The following is a 16700-nucleotide window of genomic DNA, read 5'->3' as shown; positions in this document are numbered from 1 at the left end:
CCCACAGTGACCCGGGTGGACCATTCCGATCACTGAGTCGTATCACCATGCTTGGTCCAGACCAATAGCCGAGTTCGGCGCCGCCGCCCGGGAGGCCCTGCGGGAAGTGCGAGCGGCTACAGCAGCTTCCTGACGTCGCCGGCCCGGGCACCGGCGGTGGGCGCGCCGCCGATGTCCGACTCGATCGCCGCCGTCACGATGCGGTTGCGGTCGCCCGAAGACAGCACCTCGTTCGCCACCAGTTCCTGCGTCACCGCCTTCACGTGCTTCACGAACCGGTCGTGCGACGCGTACTCCGCGTTCTCGTCGATGACGTCGTTGAGCGTGCAGCCGTTGCCGATGTCGATGTTCTCCACCTGGCTGTCGACCCCGCCGATCACCACCGTCTCCCGGGTGTCCGAGACCGGGCAGGCGTCCGGCGGCGGGACCGCCGAAACCACCCGGAACGCACCGAACACCTCCAGCGAGACGTTCCCGGCGACGTCCGTGGCCCGCGCACCCACGGTGTGCGCGCCGAGGGTGGACACGACCACCGGCGTGGTGTACCGCGTCCAGGCTCCACTGTCCACTTTGTACTCCATCGAGGCCACACCGGACCCGGCGTCGGTGGCGGTCAGCGTCACCGACGCTTGGCCGACGTACGACCAGTCGCCGTCCTGCTTGCCGCTCACCGCGAGGGACACCAGGGGCGCCGTCGTGTCGCCGCCGGCGACCACGGTGAAGGACACGCTCGCCGGAGCCGACGCGTTCCCGGCGACGTCCCGGGCCCGGGAGTCGACCGTGTGCGCGCCGGGCGCGGTCACCGGAACCGGTGCGGTGTAGGCGGTCCACGCGCCGCCGTCCACCCGGTACTCCACCGCCGCGATCCCGGACCCGGTGTCCGAAGCCACGACCGTGACGGTTGCCTTGCCGACGTAGCTGCCGTCGCCGTCCTGCGTACCGGCTACGGAAGCGGTCACGGTCGGCGGCGTCGTGTCGCTCTTCACCACGGTGAAGTGGGACATGCCCTCCGGGGACGTGTTCCCGGCCTCGTCGGTCGCCCGGTAGTGGACCATGTGCTCACCCGCGCCGGTGACCGCGACCGGTGCGGTGTAGGCGGTCCACGTCCCGCCGTCCAGCTGGTACTCCACGGAGGCGACCGCCGAATCGGCGTCGGTCGCGGTCAGCTTGACCGTGGCGACGTCGACGTAGTTGCCCGACGAGTCCTGCTGCCCGCTGATCGCCGCGGTCACCGTGGGCGGGGTCGTGTCCCCCTGCCCTTCGACGATCGTGAAGTGCTCCATGCCCTCTTCGGACGTGTTGCCGGCGACGTCGGTGGCGCGGTAGTGGAGCATGTGCGTGCCCACAGCGGAAACCACCACCGGCGCCGCGTACGCGGTCCAGGTACCGCCGTCCAGCTGGTACTCGACCGAGGCCACCCCGGATCCCGCGTCGGTCGCGGAGAGCGTCACCGTGGCCGACTCGATGTAGTTACCGGAGGAATCGCGAGCACCGGCCACGGCGGCCGTCACCGCCGGCGGGGTCGAGTCGCCGCCGCCGTCGGAGACGACGAACTCCCCCACCATCGTCGAGTGCCCGGGGATCGTGCAGTAGTACCGGTACTTGCCCGGGGTGAGCGTCACGACCGCCTCGTGCCGCCCGTTCTGCGGGTCGAACGGGTTGGCCAGGACGTTCAGCGAGACGTCGTGGTTGTAGCCCGGCGTCGACGTGTCGAACGTCAGGGTGTGCGACATCCCCGTCGTGTTGCCGGTGGCTTCGCTGTTTTCGAAGACGATCGTTGTCTCGCCGGGCAGCGCGCCGGTGGGCGCGGACGTGTAAGCGGTGACGCTGTCGCCCGCGGTCCAGGTCAGGGTCTGGACGGGCGCCGCCACCGCGGGGGTGACGAGCCCGAGCAAGACCAGGAAAGCGGCCAGCAGCACGGCGATCGGTCGTGGGGACATCGCGGGAAACCTTCCTGGGAGGAACGGGGGCCGGGCGCGCGCCCGGCCCCCGTCGCGCTACAGCTGCCGCACCCGGATGTTGCGGAACTCGGTCAGGTCGTTGTCACTGTGGTTCTGCAACCCGATGAACCCGCTGACGAACTGCCGCAGATCGGTCGGCGGATCACCGGCCCGCGAGGACTGCTGACCCGGCGTGTTGTCGAACTCGTTGATCACCACGCCGTTGCGGATGATCGTGTAGTGCTGGCCGACGACCTTGACCTCGTAGTCGTTCCAGGTCGCCTTCGGCCGCGCCCCCGCCTGGTCGAGCGGGCGCGGGTCGAAGTTGTAGATCGACCCGGTCTTCTGCGGCTCACCGCTGTCGCCGTCGTAGATCTGGATCTCGTGGCCGCAGTAGATCGCGACCCACGCCTGCGACGTCCGCGCCGAGCCGACCGTCCCGCAGCTGCCCGGTGGCCGCTGCTCCAGCGGCGTCCGCGGGTCCGGGAACCGGACGAAGACCCCGGTGTTGGCCCGGTTCGGATCCGGGGCGATGTCCTTGAACTGCAGTTTCACCGAGAAGTCGCCGAACTGGCGCTGGGCGTACCAGAGCATGCCCAACCCGCCGGCCGACCGGATCGACCCGTCGGGCTGGAGCGAGAACTGCCCGGACGGCGCCTGTTCCCAAGCCCGCAGCGACTCGGCCGTGCCGTCGAAGAGCGCCTCGTATCCGGTGGTCCCCGGGTTCCCGATCGGCGACGCCTCCGCCGCCGCGTTCAGCTCGGCCGCCTCGGCGCTGCTGAGCACCCCGAGCTCGTCGAGGGTCTCGGTGGCCTGCTCGACGTGGTTGACGAACGCGGCGTGCGTGGTCCACGTGCCTTCGTCGTTGATGAAGTCGTCGACCGTGCAGCCACCACCGGCGTTGCGGTTGGGCACCTTCGTGATGGCATCGCCCAAGGTCACGACCGGACTCGGATCGGCCACCACGCACCCGACGTTCACCGCGGTCCGGGTCGTCACCGCTTCACCGTTCGCGTACGTCACGGTCAGCTTGGCGGTGAAGATCCCGGTGCGCGGGTAGGTGTGGCGCGGGTCCGCCTGGGTGGACACCGAGCCGTCGCCGAACTCCCAGCGGTAGGACACGCCGCCGGACTTCGACCCGGTGAACGCCGCCGTGAGCGCCTTGTTCTGCACCATGGTCGACGACGCGGCCGGCGCCGGGGTCGGCGCGCCGCCCGTGTAGCTGATCTTGAGCAGCTTCTGGTTGGCGTCCAAGGAGAAGAACCCGTTGCCGTAGTCGAGCACGTACAGCGCGCCGTCCGGCCCGAACTTGGCGTCCATCCAGCTCTGCACCCGGGTGTCCCCCGCGCCGCCGGGGATGATCTGCCGGAACGTCTCGGCGAACACCGGCGGCTGGTGCGTCGGCACGCCCGCCGGGTCCACGGTCACCGCGACGCGGTTCTGGGCGTTGGACTCGTCGCCGATGAACCACTTGTTGTCCCAGTACTCCGGCCACGCCACGCCGCTGTTCGTGTTGACCAGCGAGCGGTGGTACGTCGGCCCGGACATGACCGCCTGGCCGCCACCCCGCAGGTACGGCTGGGTGTAGGTGGCGTCCGCCGCGTTGTAGGTCGGGATCGAGCTGCCCGGCCGCTTCGGGAACACCGGCCCGCCGCCGTCCGGCGAGTACCAGATCATGTTGTCCTTGATCGGCGGCAGGTTCACCAGGCCGGTGTTGCGCGGCGAGGTGTTGACCGGGTTGTCGCAGTCGTACCAGCCGGTCAGCTCCGCGGCGTTGGTGCTGCTGCGGTCGCGGTAGGGCTGCCGGTTGCCCATGCAGTACGGCCAGCCGTGGTTGCCCGCCTCGGTGATGATGGTCGCCGTCTCGTACTTCGCCGGCCCGAGCTCGGGGCTCGGCGAAGACGCGTCGGGGCCGACCCAGCCCGCGGTCATCCAGTTGTGCACCGGGTCGATCTGCAGCCGGGAGATGTTGCGGACGCCCATCACGTAGATCTCCGGGCGCGTCTTGTCCGCCGGCCCGTTCGGGAAGAGGTTGCCCTGCGGGATCGTGTACGTCCCGTTCGCCTCCGGGTGGATGCGCAGGATCTTGCCGCCGAGGTCGTTCGTGTTGCCCGCGGTACGGCGGGCGTCCTGGAACGAAAGGCCCTTGTAGTCGAGCGTCCAGTTGTTGCCCGAGTAGCCGTTCGAGCCGCCCGAGGAGTTGTTGTCCCCGGAGCCGATGTAGAGGTTCCCGTCCTTGTCGAACGCCATGCCGCCGCCGGCGTGGCAGCAGCTGTGGATCTGGACGTCCCAGGACAGCAGGTCCTTGCGGGTGGCCTGGTCGAGCGTCTGCGCGGTGGCGTTGTAGGTGAACCGCGAGACCGTGCGCTTGCCGATCCGCTTGTCGCGGTCGATCGACTCGTGCGGCATCCAGTAGGCGTACATGTAGCCGTTCTCGGCGAACTTCGGGTCCAGTGTCAGCCCGAGCAGGCCCTCTTCGTTCTTGACGAGCTCGTCACCGCTGCCCCGGTTGCCCATCACGCGCAACGTCGTGAGCAGCTTGACCTTCTTGGTGGCCGGGTCCCACTGGTGGACCGTGCCGCAGCCGAGGCCGACGTTCGGGTCGTCCCAGCTGACCACGGGCCCGGTCGGGCAGGCCGCCTTGCCGATGTAGAAGATCTTGCCGTCGGGGGCGATGGTGAGCCCGTGCGGCTCGCCGATCTGGTCGAGCTGCCCGGCGGCGTTCTTGCCGGTCAGCCGTTCGATCTTGTAGTTCGCGGCGATCCCGGCCTGGCAGTCGCCGCGCACCATCCCGGTCGTCCAGCGCAACGCGCCGAGCAGGTGGTCGCGGAACTGCGCTTCGCCGTAGGACCCTTCGGTGCGGCCCATGCCGGTGTAGAAGGAGCGGCCGCCGTCGTAGTCACGGCACCAGGAGATCGGGTGGAACGCGCCGTTCGCGCCGACGCCCGGGTTGTAGCCCTTCTCCTCCACCTGCGCGACCGTGTGGACGGTGCCGACCGGGTTGGTCTCCCAGTTGAGCCAGCGGTCGGTGCGCGTCCAGTTCTGCGGCAGGCCGGCGGTCGCCGGGTGATGGGCGTCCAGGACGTCGAGCACAGCCTGCTGCGGCGCGGGTTCCGGCGGCGGCGGGGTCGTCGAGGTGTCCTTGAACAGCTTGAGGTCCGCCAGCTGGATGATCGGCTCACCGGCGTTCGCGGTGATGTTCAGCCGGTAGTTCGGGTAGACCGTGGTGTTGGCGAAGGTGAACGTCCGGGTCTGGAACGGGTCGGTGAAGACCTCGTTCGTCCGCGTGTCCAGGTCGGTCCACGTGGTCCCGTCGGCGGAGCCCTGCAGGGTCCAGTTCTTCGGGTTCCGGCCCAGGAAGTCGTTGGCCGACACCAGCGAGTAGCTGCTGACCGCGACCGGCGCCGCCATCTTGTAGGCGACCCAGCCGGTCGGCGAGAACGTCAGCCACTTCGTGTTCTCGTTGTTGTCGGCCAGTTTTTCCTTGGTCTCGTTCGGGGGGTTCTCGCCGCTCGCGGTCACCGACGCCACCGCTTCGGGTGTCGGGCGGGCCCCGACCGGGCGGGCGCCGATCAGCCCGGTGAACCACTGGGACGAGTCCTGCGCGCGGGCGGCGTCGGAGATGCCGAGGAACCCGCCGCCGGCCTTCATGTAGGCCTGCAGCGCGGCTTCCTGCTCACGCGTGAGCGTCACGCCCTGCGCGGACAGGAACACCACGCCGCGGTACTTGGCGAGGTTCGCCGCGGTGAACACGGCGGGGTCGGACGACGCCGTCACCGTGATGCCGTTGTCCTGCCCGAGCCGCGCGATCGCGTCCGCCGCACGCAGCACCGGGTCCTTCTGATCGGCCGCCGCGCCGTGGAACACCAGCACGTTCACCGCGACGTTCGCCGCCGGCGCCGCTTGGGCCATCGGCATCGCCATCAGCGGTGCCCCGGCCGCGAGGACCGACCCGATGGCGAGCATGACCGCCATCCGCCGGCCGAACCAACGTCTCCTCATGATCGATCCCTCCTAAGCGTGGGTGCGGCCGTCGGGGTTCATGTCGTGCCCGGCGTGGCCGTGCTCCTTGAACCGGTCGATCGCTTCCTGGGCCCCGTCCGGCAGGCTGCCGTCGGCGTTGCGGACCAGGAAGAGGCCCACCATCCCGCCGTCGGCGTGGGTCTGGACGTGGCAGTGGTACATCCACACCCCCGGGCCGACGCCTTCGCCGGCGATCACCTGGAAACCGAACGAGCCGCCGGGGTCGAGGTTCTTGTTGTCGACGACCTGGGCGTTGTCGGTGGCACTGCTCAACATCCCGGTGCGGGTGTCGGCCCAGCGGTGCGCGTGCAGGTGGAACGTGTGCGGCAGGCTGCCGTGCCCGATGCACACCCACTCGACGCGCTCGCCGAGCCGCGCCTCGAACATCGGGGTGTCGGGCGCCATCTTGTGGTTGATCATCATCTCGTTGAACACGACGGTGTACTGCCGGCTGGGCAGCAGATCGCCGCGCTTGCGCACGATCAGCCCGCCGTAGAGCCCGCGCGCGAGACCGCCGCTGCCGTGGTCGGTGCCCATCGCGTGGTCGTGGTAGTGCCAGTACCCGGCGCTGCCCGGCATCCAGAACCCGCCGCTCGCTTCGTAGCGGGTCCGCGTCTTCCAGGTGTAGGTCCGGGTCTCGCCCGGCTTGTTGAACGACGCGTTGAGCGGGGCGCCGTCGGACCCGGTGTCGTAGTTGACGCCGTGCGGGTGGATCGACAGCCGCTGGTCGGTCCGGTTGACCAGCTCGATCTCGAGGGTGTCGGCCTCGTAGATCTCCAGCAGCGGGCCGGGGATCGTGGCTTTGCCCGGTTCGAGCCCGTAGCCGTAGAGGCCACCGGGAAGCGCTTCCGCGTAGATCGTGATCCGGCGGGTCAGGCCCGCCGCAGACGCCGAGTCGGCGCCTGCGCCGAGGGCGGGGACGAGCACCCCCGCGGCGGTTCCGGCCAGCATCGACCGACGTGACACTCGCATGTGGATTTCCCCCGGGGTCTCAGAACCGTACGGTGCGGAGGTATTCGAAGCCGACCTTGGCGGTGTTGAGCGGGTCGGTCGGCTGGTCGTGCTCGACGATGTATTCGGCGATGGTGTGGCAGGAAGCGGCGAAGATGCGCGGGAAGTTGATGACGCCGGTGCCGGGGTCGGTCATCTGCCCGTCCGCGGTCCGGTCCTTGACGTGGTACTGCGTCACGCGCGGGTAGTTGCGCCGGAACAGCTCGACGGGGTCGGCCCCGCCGTTCACCGCCCAGAACAAGTCGATCTCCAGGTGCACGTCCCGCTTGTTCGTCTTCGACGTCAGCACGTCGTACGGCAGCACGCCGTCGATCGGGTGGAACTCGTGGTCGTGGTTGTGGTACCCGAGCTTGAGCCCGGCCTTCTTGAACGCCACCGCCGCGGTGTTCATCCGGCCGGCGAAGGTCTCCCACTCGGCGATGGTGCCGAACTGGGCGTACGGCACCACGGCGTAGGAGTTCCCGAGGATCCTCGCGTCGGCGATGGTCTGGTTCAGGTCGCCGTCGATGCCCACGTGGGTCGAGGACGCCTTCAGGTGGCACCGGTCGAGGATGGCGCGGAACTCGGTCGCGCTGCGGCCGTACGTCCCGGCCAGCTCGACCTTCCGGTAGCCGATGTCGGACAGCGCGGAGAGCGTGCCTTCGGGGTCGTTCTGCAGGAGGGAACGCAGGGAGTAGAGCTGGATGCTGATCTTGTCGAGCGGGACGCGCCGGCGGGCCGGGGAAGCGTCCGCGGTGCCAGGTAGCGCGATGGCCGCCGCCCCCACCGTCAGGGCGGCTGTCGCCACGTTCAGGAACGTTCGTCGGGAGTGCTGCTCAGCTTCATGACCGCACATGGAACTCCCTCATTTCTGATTGCTGAAAGCCGCGTCGAAAGCCGCCGACGGCTGGTCGAACAGGTGCTCGCGCAGGTACTTCACCGCCTCCGCCGCGCCCCGGAGCCGGTCCATCCCGGCGTCTTCCCACTCCACCGAGATCGGGCCGGTGTAGCCGATCGAGTTCAGCGCCCGGAAGCAGTCCTCCCACGGGACGTCGCCGTGGCCGACGGACACGAAGTCCCAGCCCCGGCGCGGATCGGCCCAGGCCAGGTGCGAGCCGAGCCGTCCGTTGCGGCCGTCGAAGCGCTTGCGGGTGTCCTTGCAGTCGACGTGGTAGATCCGGTCGGCGAAGTCGAGGATGAACCCGACCGGGTCGAGGTCCTGCCAGACGAAGTGCGACGGGTCCCAGTTCAGCCCGAACGCCGGCCGGTGGCCGACGGCTTCGAGCGCCCGCTGGGTCGTCCAGTAGTCGTAGGCGATCTCCGACGGGTGAACCTCGTGCGCGAACCGGACGCCCACCTCGTCGAAGACGTCGAGGATCGGGTGCCAGCGACGCGCGAAGTCTTCGTAGCCGTCAACGATGTCATCGCGCGTGACCGGCGGAAACATCGCCACGTACTTCCAGATCTTCGACCCGGTGAACCCGATGACGGTGTCGACCCCGAGCTTCGCCGCCGCCCTCGCCGTGTCGGCCATTTCGGCGGCCGCCCGGCGCCGGACGCCCTCGGGTTCGCCGTCGTCCCAGATGCGGGACGGGAGGATCGCGCGGTGCCGGGCGTCGATCGGGTCGTCGCAGACGGCCTGGCCGACGAGGTGGTTCGAGATCGCCCACACCTTGAGCCCGTGCTCGGCGAGCAGCGCGAGCCGCCCCGGCACGTAGTCCTCTTCGGACAGTGCGCGATCGACCTCGAAGTGGTCGCCGGAGCAGGCGATCTCCAGGCCGTCGTACCCCCACTCGGCCGCGAGCTTGCAGACCTCGGTGAACGGCAGGTCCGCCCACTGGCCGGTGAACAGCGTGACCGGACGGCTCACTTCCCCTCCTCCACCGAGGTCCACTTCGCTTCGGCGGCCGCGCTCTGCTCGACGGCGTCCAGCACCCGCTGGACCCGCAGGCCGTCGTCGAAGCTCGGTGCCGGGTCGGTACCCGAGCCGATGGCGTCGAGGAAGTCGGCGACCTCGTGGGTGAACGTGTGCTCGTAGCCGAGCAGGTGGCCCGGCGGCCACCACACCCCGACGTACGGGTGCTCCGGCTCGGTGACCAGGATGCGCCGGAAGCCGGCCTCGGTACCGCCGCCTTCGTACCACTGGAGCTCGTTCATCGACTCGAAGTCGAACGCCAGGCTCGCCTTCGACCCGTTGACCTCCAGCCGCATCGCGTTCTTGCGCCCGAGCGCGAACCGGGTCGCCTCGAAGCTCGCCACGGCTCCCCCGGAGAGCCGGGCCAGGAACAACGCGGTGTCGTCGACCGTCACGTCGTCCGTCCCGCCGTTCTCGGCCGGCCGCTGCTTCACGAAGGTGTTCGTCAGCGCCGAGACGCCGGTGACCACTTCGCCGGTGACGAACTGGGCGGCGTCGACGATGTGCGCGCCGAGGTCGCCCAGCGCACCCGAACCCGCGGATTCGCGACGCAGCCGCCAGGTCATCGGCGCCTGCGGGTCCGACAGCCAGTCCTGCAAGTAGACCGACCGCACGTGCCGGATCTCGCCGAGCGCCCCGCTCGCCACCAGCTTCCTGGCGTGCGCCAGCGCGGGCACCCGGCGGTAGTTGAACGCGACCATGGCCCGCACCCCGCGTTCCCGGGCCTTTCGCGCGGCTTCGGCCATCGCTTCGGCCTCCGCCACCGAGTTGGCCAGGGGCTTCTCGCACAGCACGTGCTTCCCGGCCTCCAGCGCGGCGATCGCGATCTCGGCGTGGCTGTCGCCCGGCGTGCAGACGTCGACCAGGCCGACGTCGTCGCGGGCGATCAGCTTCCGCCAGTCGGTTTCGACCGCGTCCCAGCCGAACTTGGCGGCCGCGGCGGTCGCCCGGGCCTCGTCGCGGCCGGCGAGCACGGCGAGTCTCGGCACCAGCGGTGGGTCGAAGAACCGGTGGACGCTGCGCCAGGCGTGCGAATGCACCGCACCCATGAACGCGTGGCCCACCATCCCGATCCCGATGGTTTCCCGTGCCGGGCTCATACCCCTCCTTGGTAGCTGGGTGCAGGCCGTCGTGAGTGTTCGGTCGGGTCAGAACCCGACCGAACACTCACGACCGGCTGCGGAAGACTGCGGTCAGGAGTCGAAGCCGACGTCGAGGTACTGGTCGACGTTCTCCTTGGTGACGACCGCGGAGTACGTGGTGATCTCGGCCGGGATGTCGTGCTCGGCGAGGTCGCCGATCCCCTTGCCCTGCCCGAGCAGGCGAGCCAGCGCGATCGCCGTCGAGGCCATCGACGGGCTGTAGAGCACGGTCGCCTTGATCGGCGAACTGTCGGCCTTGATCAGGTTCATCATGTTCTTCGAGCCGGCTCCGCCGACCATGATGAACTCCTTGCGGCCCGCGGTGTCGATCGCGGCGTTGACGCCGATGCCCTGGTCGTCGTCGTGGTTCCACAGGGCGTCCAGCTTGGGCGCGCCCTGGAGCAGGTTCGCCGTCTGCTGCTCACCCGACTCCGACGTGAACTGCGCCGAGACCCGCGGGCCGACCTTGAACCCGGCCCGCCCGAGCGCGTCGGAGAAGCCCTTGCTGCGTTCCTGGGTCAGGGGCAGCGAGTCGATCCCGGCGACCTCGCCGATGACCGGGTTCGCGACGTTCTTCGCCTTCAGCTGCTGGGCGATGTAGTTGCCGGCGTTGACGCCCATCCGGTAGTTGTCGCCGCCGATCCACGTTCTGTAGGCGAGCGGCGTCTCGAAGACGCGGTCCAGGTTGATCACCGGGATCCCCGCGTCCATCGCCTGCTGCCCGACCGAGGTGAGCGCCTTGCCGTCGAAGGGCAGGATCACCAGCACGTTCACCTTGGCGTTGATCAGCGTCTCCACCTGGGAGATCTGCTGGTTGACGTCGTTGGTGCCCTCGGTCGCGGTGAACTTCACCTCGCTGAACTTCTGCGCCTGCGCCTTGGCGTTCTTGGTGATCGCCGCGATCCAGCCGTGGTCGGCGGCCGGCGCGGAGAAGCCGATCGTGACCGCCTTTCCCGGCTGGGCGTTGTTGCCCGCGTTGGCGACCGGCGCGTTGGATTCCGAGTTCGCGGGCGTGTTCGACGTGCAGCCGGCCAGCAGCGCGCCGGCACCGACCGCGGCGCCGCCGAGCAGGAAACCCCGGCGGCCGAGGAAGGGTTGATCGGTCATGACGACCTCCAGAGGTGGTGATTAAGGACCGGTCCGGGCTTTCCTGGCCCGGAACTGCAAGAGCACGGCGAGGACGATGATCACGCCCTTGGCGATGTTCTGGATGTCGGTGTCCAGGTTGTTGAGCGTGAAGAGGTTGGACAGCACCGTGAAGATCAGCACACCGATCAGGGTGCCGATCAGCGAGCCGCGGCCGCCGGTGAGCAGCGTGCCGCCGATGACGACGGCCGCGATCGCGTCGAGCTCGTAGAACATGCCGTTGGTGGAGGCGCCCGCGGTCGTCCGCGCGACGACCATCAGCGCGGCGATCCCGCAGCACAGCCCGGCGACGCCGTAGACGAGCGCGAGGTGCCGCTTGACGTTGATCCCGGCCAGCCGCGACGCCTCGATGTTGCCGCCGACCGCGTAGGTCCGGCGGCCGAAGGTGGTGCGGTTGAGCACGACCCAGCCGATCGCGAACACGAGCGCGAACAGCCAGATCAGCACCGGGATGCCGAGCAGGTCGCCGCGGAAGAAAGCGAGGAAGTCCTGGTCGGCGACGACCTGCGTGCGGCGGCCGCTGAGCCGCTCGGCGAGCCCGCGTGCCGAGACGTACATCGCGAGCGTCGCGATGAACGGCACGACCCGGCCGTAGGAGACGAGGACGCCGTTGACCAGCCCGCAGCCGAGCCCGACCGCGAGCCCGCAGAGGACCATCACCCACGGTCCGTAGGACTGGGTGGCCAAGGTCGTCAGCCAGACGCTCGACAGCGCGACGATCGAGCCGACGGACAGGTCGATGCCGCCGCTGATGATCACGAACGTCATCCCGACGCTGACCACGCCGATCGCCGCGGCCAGCCGCAGGATCGTCGAGATGTTGCTTTCGGTGAAGAACAGCTCCGGCCGGGTGAACTGGCCGACCAGGCAGAGCACGACGAGCACCCCGGCCAGGCCGAGCAGCCGCGGGTCGGCCCGGAAGGCGAACCGCTTCCGTTCGACGGGAGGCGCTTTCTGTGGCGGTGCTTGGGTTTCGGTCATGCCGCGCTCCCCTCGAGAATCACGTCGAGCACCTCGGCCTCGGTCAGCCCGGCCGACGACCGGTCGGCGAGGACACGGCCCTCGCGCAGCACCAGCACCCGGTCGGACAGCCCGAGCACCTCGGGGATTTCACTGGACACCAGCACGATCGCCACGCCCGTCGCGGCCAGCTCGTCGATCAGCCGGTAGAGCTCGGCGCGCGCGCCGACATCGACGCCGCGCGTCGGCTCGTCGAGCAGCAGCACCCGGCACCCGCGGACCAGCCACCGGGCGAGCACCGCCTTCTGCTGGTTGCCACCCGAAAGCGTGCGGACGATCCGCCGCGGGTCGGCGGGCCGCAGGTCGAGGCGCCGCAGGCTGGCGCCGGCGTCGTCCAGCTCCCGGCCGCGGTCGGTGAACCCGAGCTTGGCGTACCGGGGCAGGCTCGCCAGCGTCACGTTGTGGACCACCGGCAGGTCCAGCAGGAGGCCCTGGCTCTTGCGCTCTTCCGGGGCCAGCCCGATCCCCGCCTTGACGGCGGCCTGGACGTTGCCGGGGCTCAGCGCTTTCCCCTGGACGGTCACGGTTCCGCCGTCGGCCTTGCGCGCGCCGAAGATCGTCTCCAGCAGTTCGCTGCGGCCGGACCCGACCAGCCCGGCGATGCCGACGACCTCGCCGGCGTGAACGGTGAAGCCGACGTTCTCGAACTCACCGGCCCGGGTCAGCCCTTCGACTTCCAGGGCCCGCTTGGTCTTGTCGGCGTGGCCGTCGTGGCGGGGGCCGAAGACGGTCTCGACCCTGCGCCCGGCCATCAGCGCGACCAGGTCGGCGGTCGGCGTCGTGGCAGCGTCGAGGCCGGTGCCGACGGTCCGGCCGTCCTTGAGCACGGTCACCCGGTCCCCGATCCGGCGCAGCTCCTCGAGCCGGTGCGAGATGTAGACGACCGCGACGCCGTCCCCGGTCAGCTCGCCGACGATGCGGAACAGGTTGTCGACCTCTTCGCCGGCCAGCGCGGCGGTGGGTTCGTCCATCACGAGCAGCCGGGCGTCGTGGGCCAGCGCGCGGGCCATCGACACGAGTTGCTGGCCGGCGGCGGACAGCCGGCCCACCTCGTGCCACGGCCGGATGCCGGGGTGGCCGAGCCGGGCCATCAGCCGGGCGGCTTCGTCGCGGGCCTCGGAGATCCGCGTGAACCCGAACCGGGCCCGCTCGTGGCCGAGGAAGATGTTGTCCGCCACCGAAAGGCCGGGCACGAGGTCCAGTTCCTGGTACATCGTGGCGATGCCCAGGCGCAGGGCGTCGACCGGCGTGGCGAGCGACACGGGCTCGCCCTGCCACGTGATCTCCCCCGTGTCGGGCTGGTGCGCCCCGGCGAGGACCTTGATCAGCGTCGACTTCCCCGCGCCGTTCTGCCCGAGCAGGCAGTGCACCTCGCCGGGTTCGACGTCGAGGTCGACGCCGTCGAGCGCGCGGACCCCCGGGAAGGTCTTCACGATCCCGCGGACGGACAGCAGGCTCATGCGCACACCTCGCCGGCGCTCGGTGCCGCCTGAGCCGGAAGCGCAGTGGTGGATGACTCGCTCGCAAGCTCCCTCATACCGAGGCCTCCTCGATGAGCGTCGGATTCGCGAACAGCCGCTCGGCGGCCAGGTGCGCGGCGCCCCGCAGCGGGGCCCGCAGACCGAGCCGCGACGGCACCACCGTGGCGTGGCCGAGCGGCCGGACGGCGAGTTCGACGCGGATCGGCTCCACCAGCCAGTCGCCGAGTTCGGCGAAGTAGCCGCCGAGGACGACGACGTCCGGGTCGAGCACGTCGACCACGGTGGACAGGGCGACGCCGAGGGCGACACCGAGGCCGTGGACCGCCGTGGCCGCGCGCTGGTCGCCGTGCCGGACGCGGTGCTTCAGCTGGGCGACCCGGCCTTCGACGCCGAGGGCGGGATCGTGCAGCGGATCGCCCGGCGGTGCCGCAGCGCGCAGGACGGCGGCCAGGTTCGCCTTCGTTTCGAGGCAGCCGGTCCGGCCGCAGGAACACCGCTCGCCGGACGGGTCGACGGCGATGTGCCCGACCTCGCCGGCGAACCCGCGTGCGCCGCGGAGGATGGCGCCGCCGGAGACGAGGCCGCCCCCGACCGCCGTGCCGCCGCTGAGGTAGAACAGCTCGCCGGCACCGGCGACCGACTCGGCGAGCGCGCCGAGGTTGGCTTCGTTGTCCACGGCGATGGCGTCGGCCGGGAGGTTCAGGCGGGCCGCCATCAGGCCGGCGATTTCGGCGTCACGCCAGCGCAGGGCCGGAGCCAGCCGCAGCACCGCCGCGGCCGAGTCGACCAGGCCGGGCACCGAGATCGCGACCCCGACCGGCGGCCCGGGCAGCACCCGGTGGGCGAGGTGGGCGAGTTCGTCCATGCCTCTCTGGAGCCCGAGCGCGGCGACGTCGACCGTCTCCGCCCGCTCGGCCAGCACCCGGCCGGAGAGGTCGGTGACCAGCGCCGACAGCCGATCGGCCTCGATGCCGAGAGCCAGCGCGTACGCGTCTTCGCCGTGCAGTTCGACCAGCCGGCTCGGCCGGCCGTGGCCGGGAAGGACGCCGGCGGGCCGGATCAGGCCGCGCCCGGCGAGCTCGGTGAGCAGGCCGGGAACCGCCGACTTCGCGATCCCGCAGCGGGCCGCGAGCTGCGTGCGCGAGAGCGGTCCGGTGCGGAGGGCGCGCAGGACCGCGGCCAGGTTCGCCGTACGCGGGCTCGCCGGATCGGCGTCCCTCGTCCCGGTGACGGCCACGGTGCCCCCAACTTGTGCTGCGCACTGAACTGACTTTGTCTCTCAGGCAGCGAAAGTAGGGTGGCGCGCATCACTCGTCAAGGTGATGTGGTCGCCTGGTACCCGGTATTCACCCGGATAGACGTGCGAAACCGGACAGACTTTCGTTCTTTCGATACGAAAGTCTGTCTCGTTTCGACGTTACGAGGGGAAGTTACTCGGCGACGGAACGTGAGAGCGGGGGGTCAGCTGCTGAGCGTGAACGCGCGGTCGGTGGCCGACCACGCGGCCCCGATGACGCCGGCCGTCTCGCCGAGCTCCGACAGCACGATCGGGAGGTTCCCCGTGGCCAGGGGCAGCGAGCGCCGGTAGACCGCGCCGCGGACCTCGGCGAGGAGCTGGTGCCCGAGCTGGGCCACGCCGCCGCCGATCACCACCATCCCGGGGTTGAGGAAGCTGACCAGGGACGCGACGACCTGGCCGACCCGGCGCCCGCCGTCGCGGATGAGGTTGACCGCGCCGAAGTCGCCCGCCGCGGCGGCGCGGCCGACGTCGCGGGCGGTGATCACGCCGCGTTCGGTGGCCACCTCGGCGAGGTGGGCCGAACGGCCGCTGCGCGCCAGGGCCAGCCCGTCGCGGGCCAGCGCGGCCCCGCCGAAGTAGGCCTCCAGGCAGCCGACCTCGCCGCAGGCGCAGGTCGGGCCGAAGTCGTCGAGCCGGATGTGCCCGATGTCGCCCGCCGTGCCGGCGACCCCGCGGTACACCTTGCCGCCGAGCACGATCCCGCAGCCGATCCCGGTGCCGATCTTGACGAACATCAGGTCGTCGGTCGATCGCGCGACCCCGGCGTGACGCTCGCCCAGCGCCATCGCGTTGACGTCGTTGTCGACCGCGACCGGGCAGCCCCAGAGCCCGCCGAGGTGGTCCCGCACGTTGAACCGGTCCCAGCCGGGCATGATCGGCGGCGCCACCGCCATCCCCTCGGCGAAGCTGACCGGCCCCGGCAGGCCGATGCCCGCCGCGATCAGCCGGCCGGGCGCCTCGTCCCGCACCTTGCCCGCGAGCTCGGCGACCCGCCGCAGCACCGGGTGCGGCCCCTGCCGGACGTCGCAGTCCTCGACGGCGTGCGCGAGCACCTCGCACGAGGCGTCGGTGACCGCCACGCCGACCGACGTCGCGCCGACGTCCACCGAGAGCACCCGCAGGTCACCCGCGAGCCGCACCAGCGTCGAGCGCCGTCCGCCGCGGCTGGCCGACGGCCCCGCGGTCTCGACCAGCCCGACCTCGCCGAGCCGGGCCACCTCGGCCCCGACCCGGGCCCTCGGCAGCTCCAGCCGCTCCCCCAGCTCGACCCGCGACATCGGGCCCTCGTCCCGCAACAGGGTGAGCAACCGGGTCTGGTGCCGGGTTTCGACCATCGAGTGCTCCGTGCCGGATGCCGCGCTCATTCGCCTCAGCCTACTGCGTCGGTCGCCGCGCCCGGCCGAGCGCCGCTCGGTCCCGAATGGACGGAGGGTGCCCCGGCGCCCGGCCGCGCGGGCCGGGAAGCCTCGGCAGCCATCGTCCTGCCAGTGCCCGGCGGGCCGGGAAGCGCTTGGTCCCGGCGGCGCTGTCGAGGGGCTGCCCGGCCGGATCGACACCCGCTGAAGTGCCGGGCGCACCCCCGCCGCCGCGCCGGCCGGGGAACCCGAACCGAGCGCCGGGCGGCCCGCGCCGGATGATGAACCTCTTCCGGCCGTCCGTCCGCGTCGGCGGCCGACTGTGCCGCCACCCGGTGCGCCCGGCCGCGGCCCGCGGCCAGCCGGACAGCACCCCCGGGGGCCGCCG

General features: G+C 70.9%; 11 protein-coding genes. All 11 read right to left on the bottom strand.

Translation table 11 applies throughout. The features are described 5' to 3' along the window. Positions 1-116: 116 nt before the first annotated feature. The gene (locus AB0M83_RS46070) at positions 117-1940 is read right to left on the bottom strand and encodes a copper-binding protein (RefSeq protein WP_364528296.1); all 1824 of its coding nucleotides are present in this window, start codon (positions 1938-1940) and stop codon (positions 117-119) included. A gap of 57 nt (positions 1941-1997) precedes the next feature. Continuing rightward, a complete protein-coding gene (locus AB0M83_RS46065; protein ID WP_364528293.1) occupies positions 1998-5942 on the bottom strand; it encodes a ThuA domain-containing protein in 3945 nt (1314 codons plus the stop codon). A gap of 12 nt (positions 5943-5954) precedes the next feature. Beyond that, positions 5955-6935, bottom strand: a complete 981-nt coding sequence (locus AB0M83_RS46060; protein ID WP_364528290.1) for a multicopper oxidase domain-containing protein — start codon at positions 6933-6935, stop codon at positions 5955-5957. Between the two features lie 19 nt (positions 6936-6954). Further along, a complete protein-coding gene (locus tag AB0M83_RS46055) occupies positions 6955-7809 on the bottom strand; it encodes a TIM barrel protein (RefSeq protein WP_364528287.1) in 855 nt (284 codons plus the stop codon). Between the two features lie 9 nt (positions 7810-7818). After that, positions 7819-8823, bottom strand: a complete 1005-nt coding sequence (locus tag AB0M83_RS46050) for a sugar phosphate isomerase/epimerase family protein (RefSeq protein ID WP_364528284.1) — start codon at positions 8821-8823, stop codon at positions 7819-7821. Next, positions 8820-9968, bottom strand: coding sequence for a Gfo/Idh/MocA family oxidoreductase (locus AB0M83_RS46045; protein WP_364528281.1), 1149 nt, complete (start codon positions 9966-9968; stop codon positions 8820-8822). The genes AB0M83_RS46050 and AB0M83_RS46045 overlap by 4 nt, the downstream gene beginning before the upstream one ends. A 93-nt stretch (positions 9969-10061) precedes the next feature. Further along, positions 10062-11117, bottom strand: a complete 1056-nt coding sequence (locus AB0M83_RS46040) for a substrate-binding domain-containing protein (RefSeq protein WP_364528278.1) — start codon at positions 11115-11117, stop codon at positions 10062-10064. Positions 11118-11138: 21 nt separating this feature from the next. After that, the gene (locus AB0M83_RS46035; protein WP_364528275.1) at positions 11139-12137 is read right to left on the bottom strand and encodes an ABC transporter permease; all 999 of its coding nucleotides are present in this window, start codon (positions 12135-12137) and stop codon (positions 11139-11141) included. Further along, complete coding sequence (locus AB0M83_RS46030) at positions 12134-13636, bottom strand: sugar ABC transporter ATP-binding protein (protein ID WP_364528273.1); 1503 nt, start codon at positions 13634-13636, stop codon at positions 12134-12136. Before AB0M83_RS46030 ends, AB0M83_RS46035 begins: the two co-directional genes overlap by 4 nt. Positions 13637-13709: 73 nt before the next feature. After that, positions 13710-14894, bottom strand: coding sequence for an ROK family transcriptional regulator (locus tag AB0M83_RS46025; RefSeq protein WP_364528270.1), 1185 nt, complete (start codon positions 14892-14894; stop codon positions 13710-13712). A 224-nt stretch (positions 14895-15118) separates the two neighbouring features. Continuing rightward, positions 15119-16321: an ROK family transcriptional regulator gene (locus tag AB0M83_RS46020; RefSeq protein WP_364528267.1), complete on the bottom strand. Its 1203-nt coding sequence runs from the start codon at positions 16319-16321 to the stop codon at positions 15119-15121. Between the last annotated feature and the right edge of the window lie 379 nt (positions 16322-16700).

Source organism: Amycolatopsis sp. NPDC051106 (genome assembly GCF_040682775.1).
GTDB lineage: Bacteria > Actinomycetota > Actinomycetes > Mycobacteriales > Pseudonocardiaceae > Amycolatopsis.
Note: the sequence above shows the minus strand (reverse complement) of the source record. Positions and strands in the feature narration are given on the sequence as shown.

Coding starts and splice junctions, on each gene's coding strand:
- AB0M83_RS46045 (WP_364528281.1), bottom strand. CDS start 9,968: ATGAGCCCGGCACGGGAAACCATCGGGATCGGGATGGTGGGCCACGCG.
- AB0M83_RS46060 (WP_364528290.1), bottom strand. CDS start 6,935: ATGCGAGTGTCACGTCGGTCGATGCTGGCCGGAACCGCCGCGGGGGTG.
- AB0M83_RS46030 (WP_364528273.1), bottom strand. CDS start 13,636: ATGAGCCTGCTGTCCGTCCGCGGGATCGTGAAGACCTTCCCGGGGGTC.
- AB0M83_RS46070 (WP_364528296.1), bottom strand. CDS start 1,940: ATGTCCCCACGACCGATCGCCGTGCTGCTGGCCGCTTTCCTGGTCTTG.
- AB0M83_RS46020 (WP_364528267.1), bottom strand. CDS start 16,321: ATGAGCGCGGCATCCGGCACGGAGCACTCGATGGTCGAAACCCGGCAC.
- AB0M83_RS46055 (WP_364528287.1), bottom strand. CDS start 7,809: ATGTGCGGTCATGAAGCTGAGCAGCACTCCCGACGAACGTTCCTGAAC.
- AB0M83_RS46040 (WP_364528278.1), bottom strand. CDS start 11,117: ATGACCGATCAACCCTTCCTCGGCCGCCGGGGTTTCCTGCTCGGCGGC.
- AB0M83_RS46035 (WP_364528275.1), bottom strand. CDS start 12,137: ATGACCGAAACCCAAGCACCGCCACAGAAAGCGCCTCCCGTCGAACGG.
- AB0M83_RS46065 (WP_364528293.1), bottom strand. CDS start 5,942: ATGAGGAGACGTTGGTTCGGCCGGCGGATGGCGGTCATGCTCGCCATC.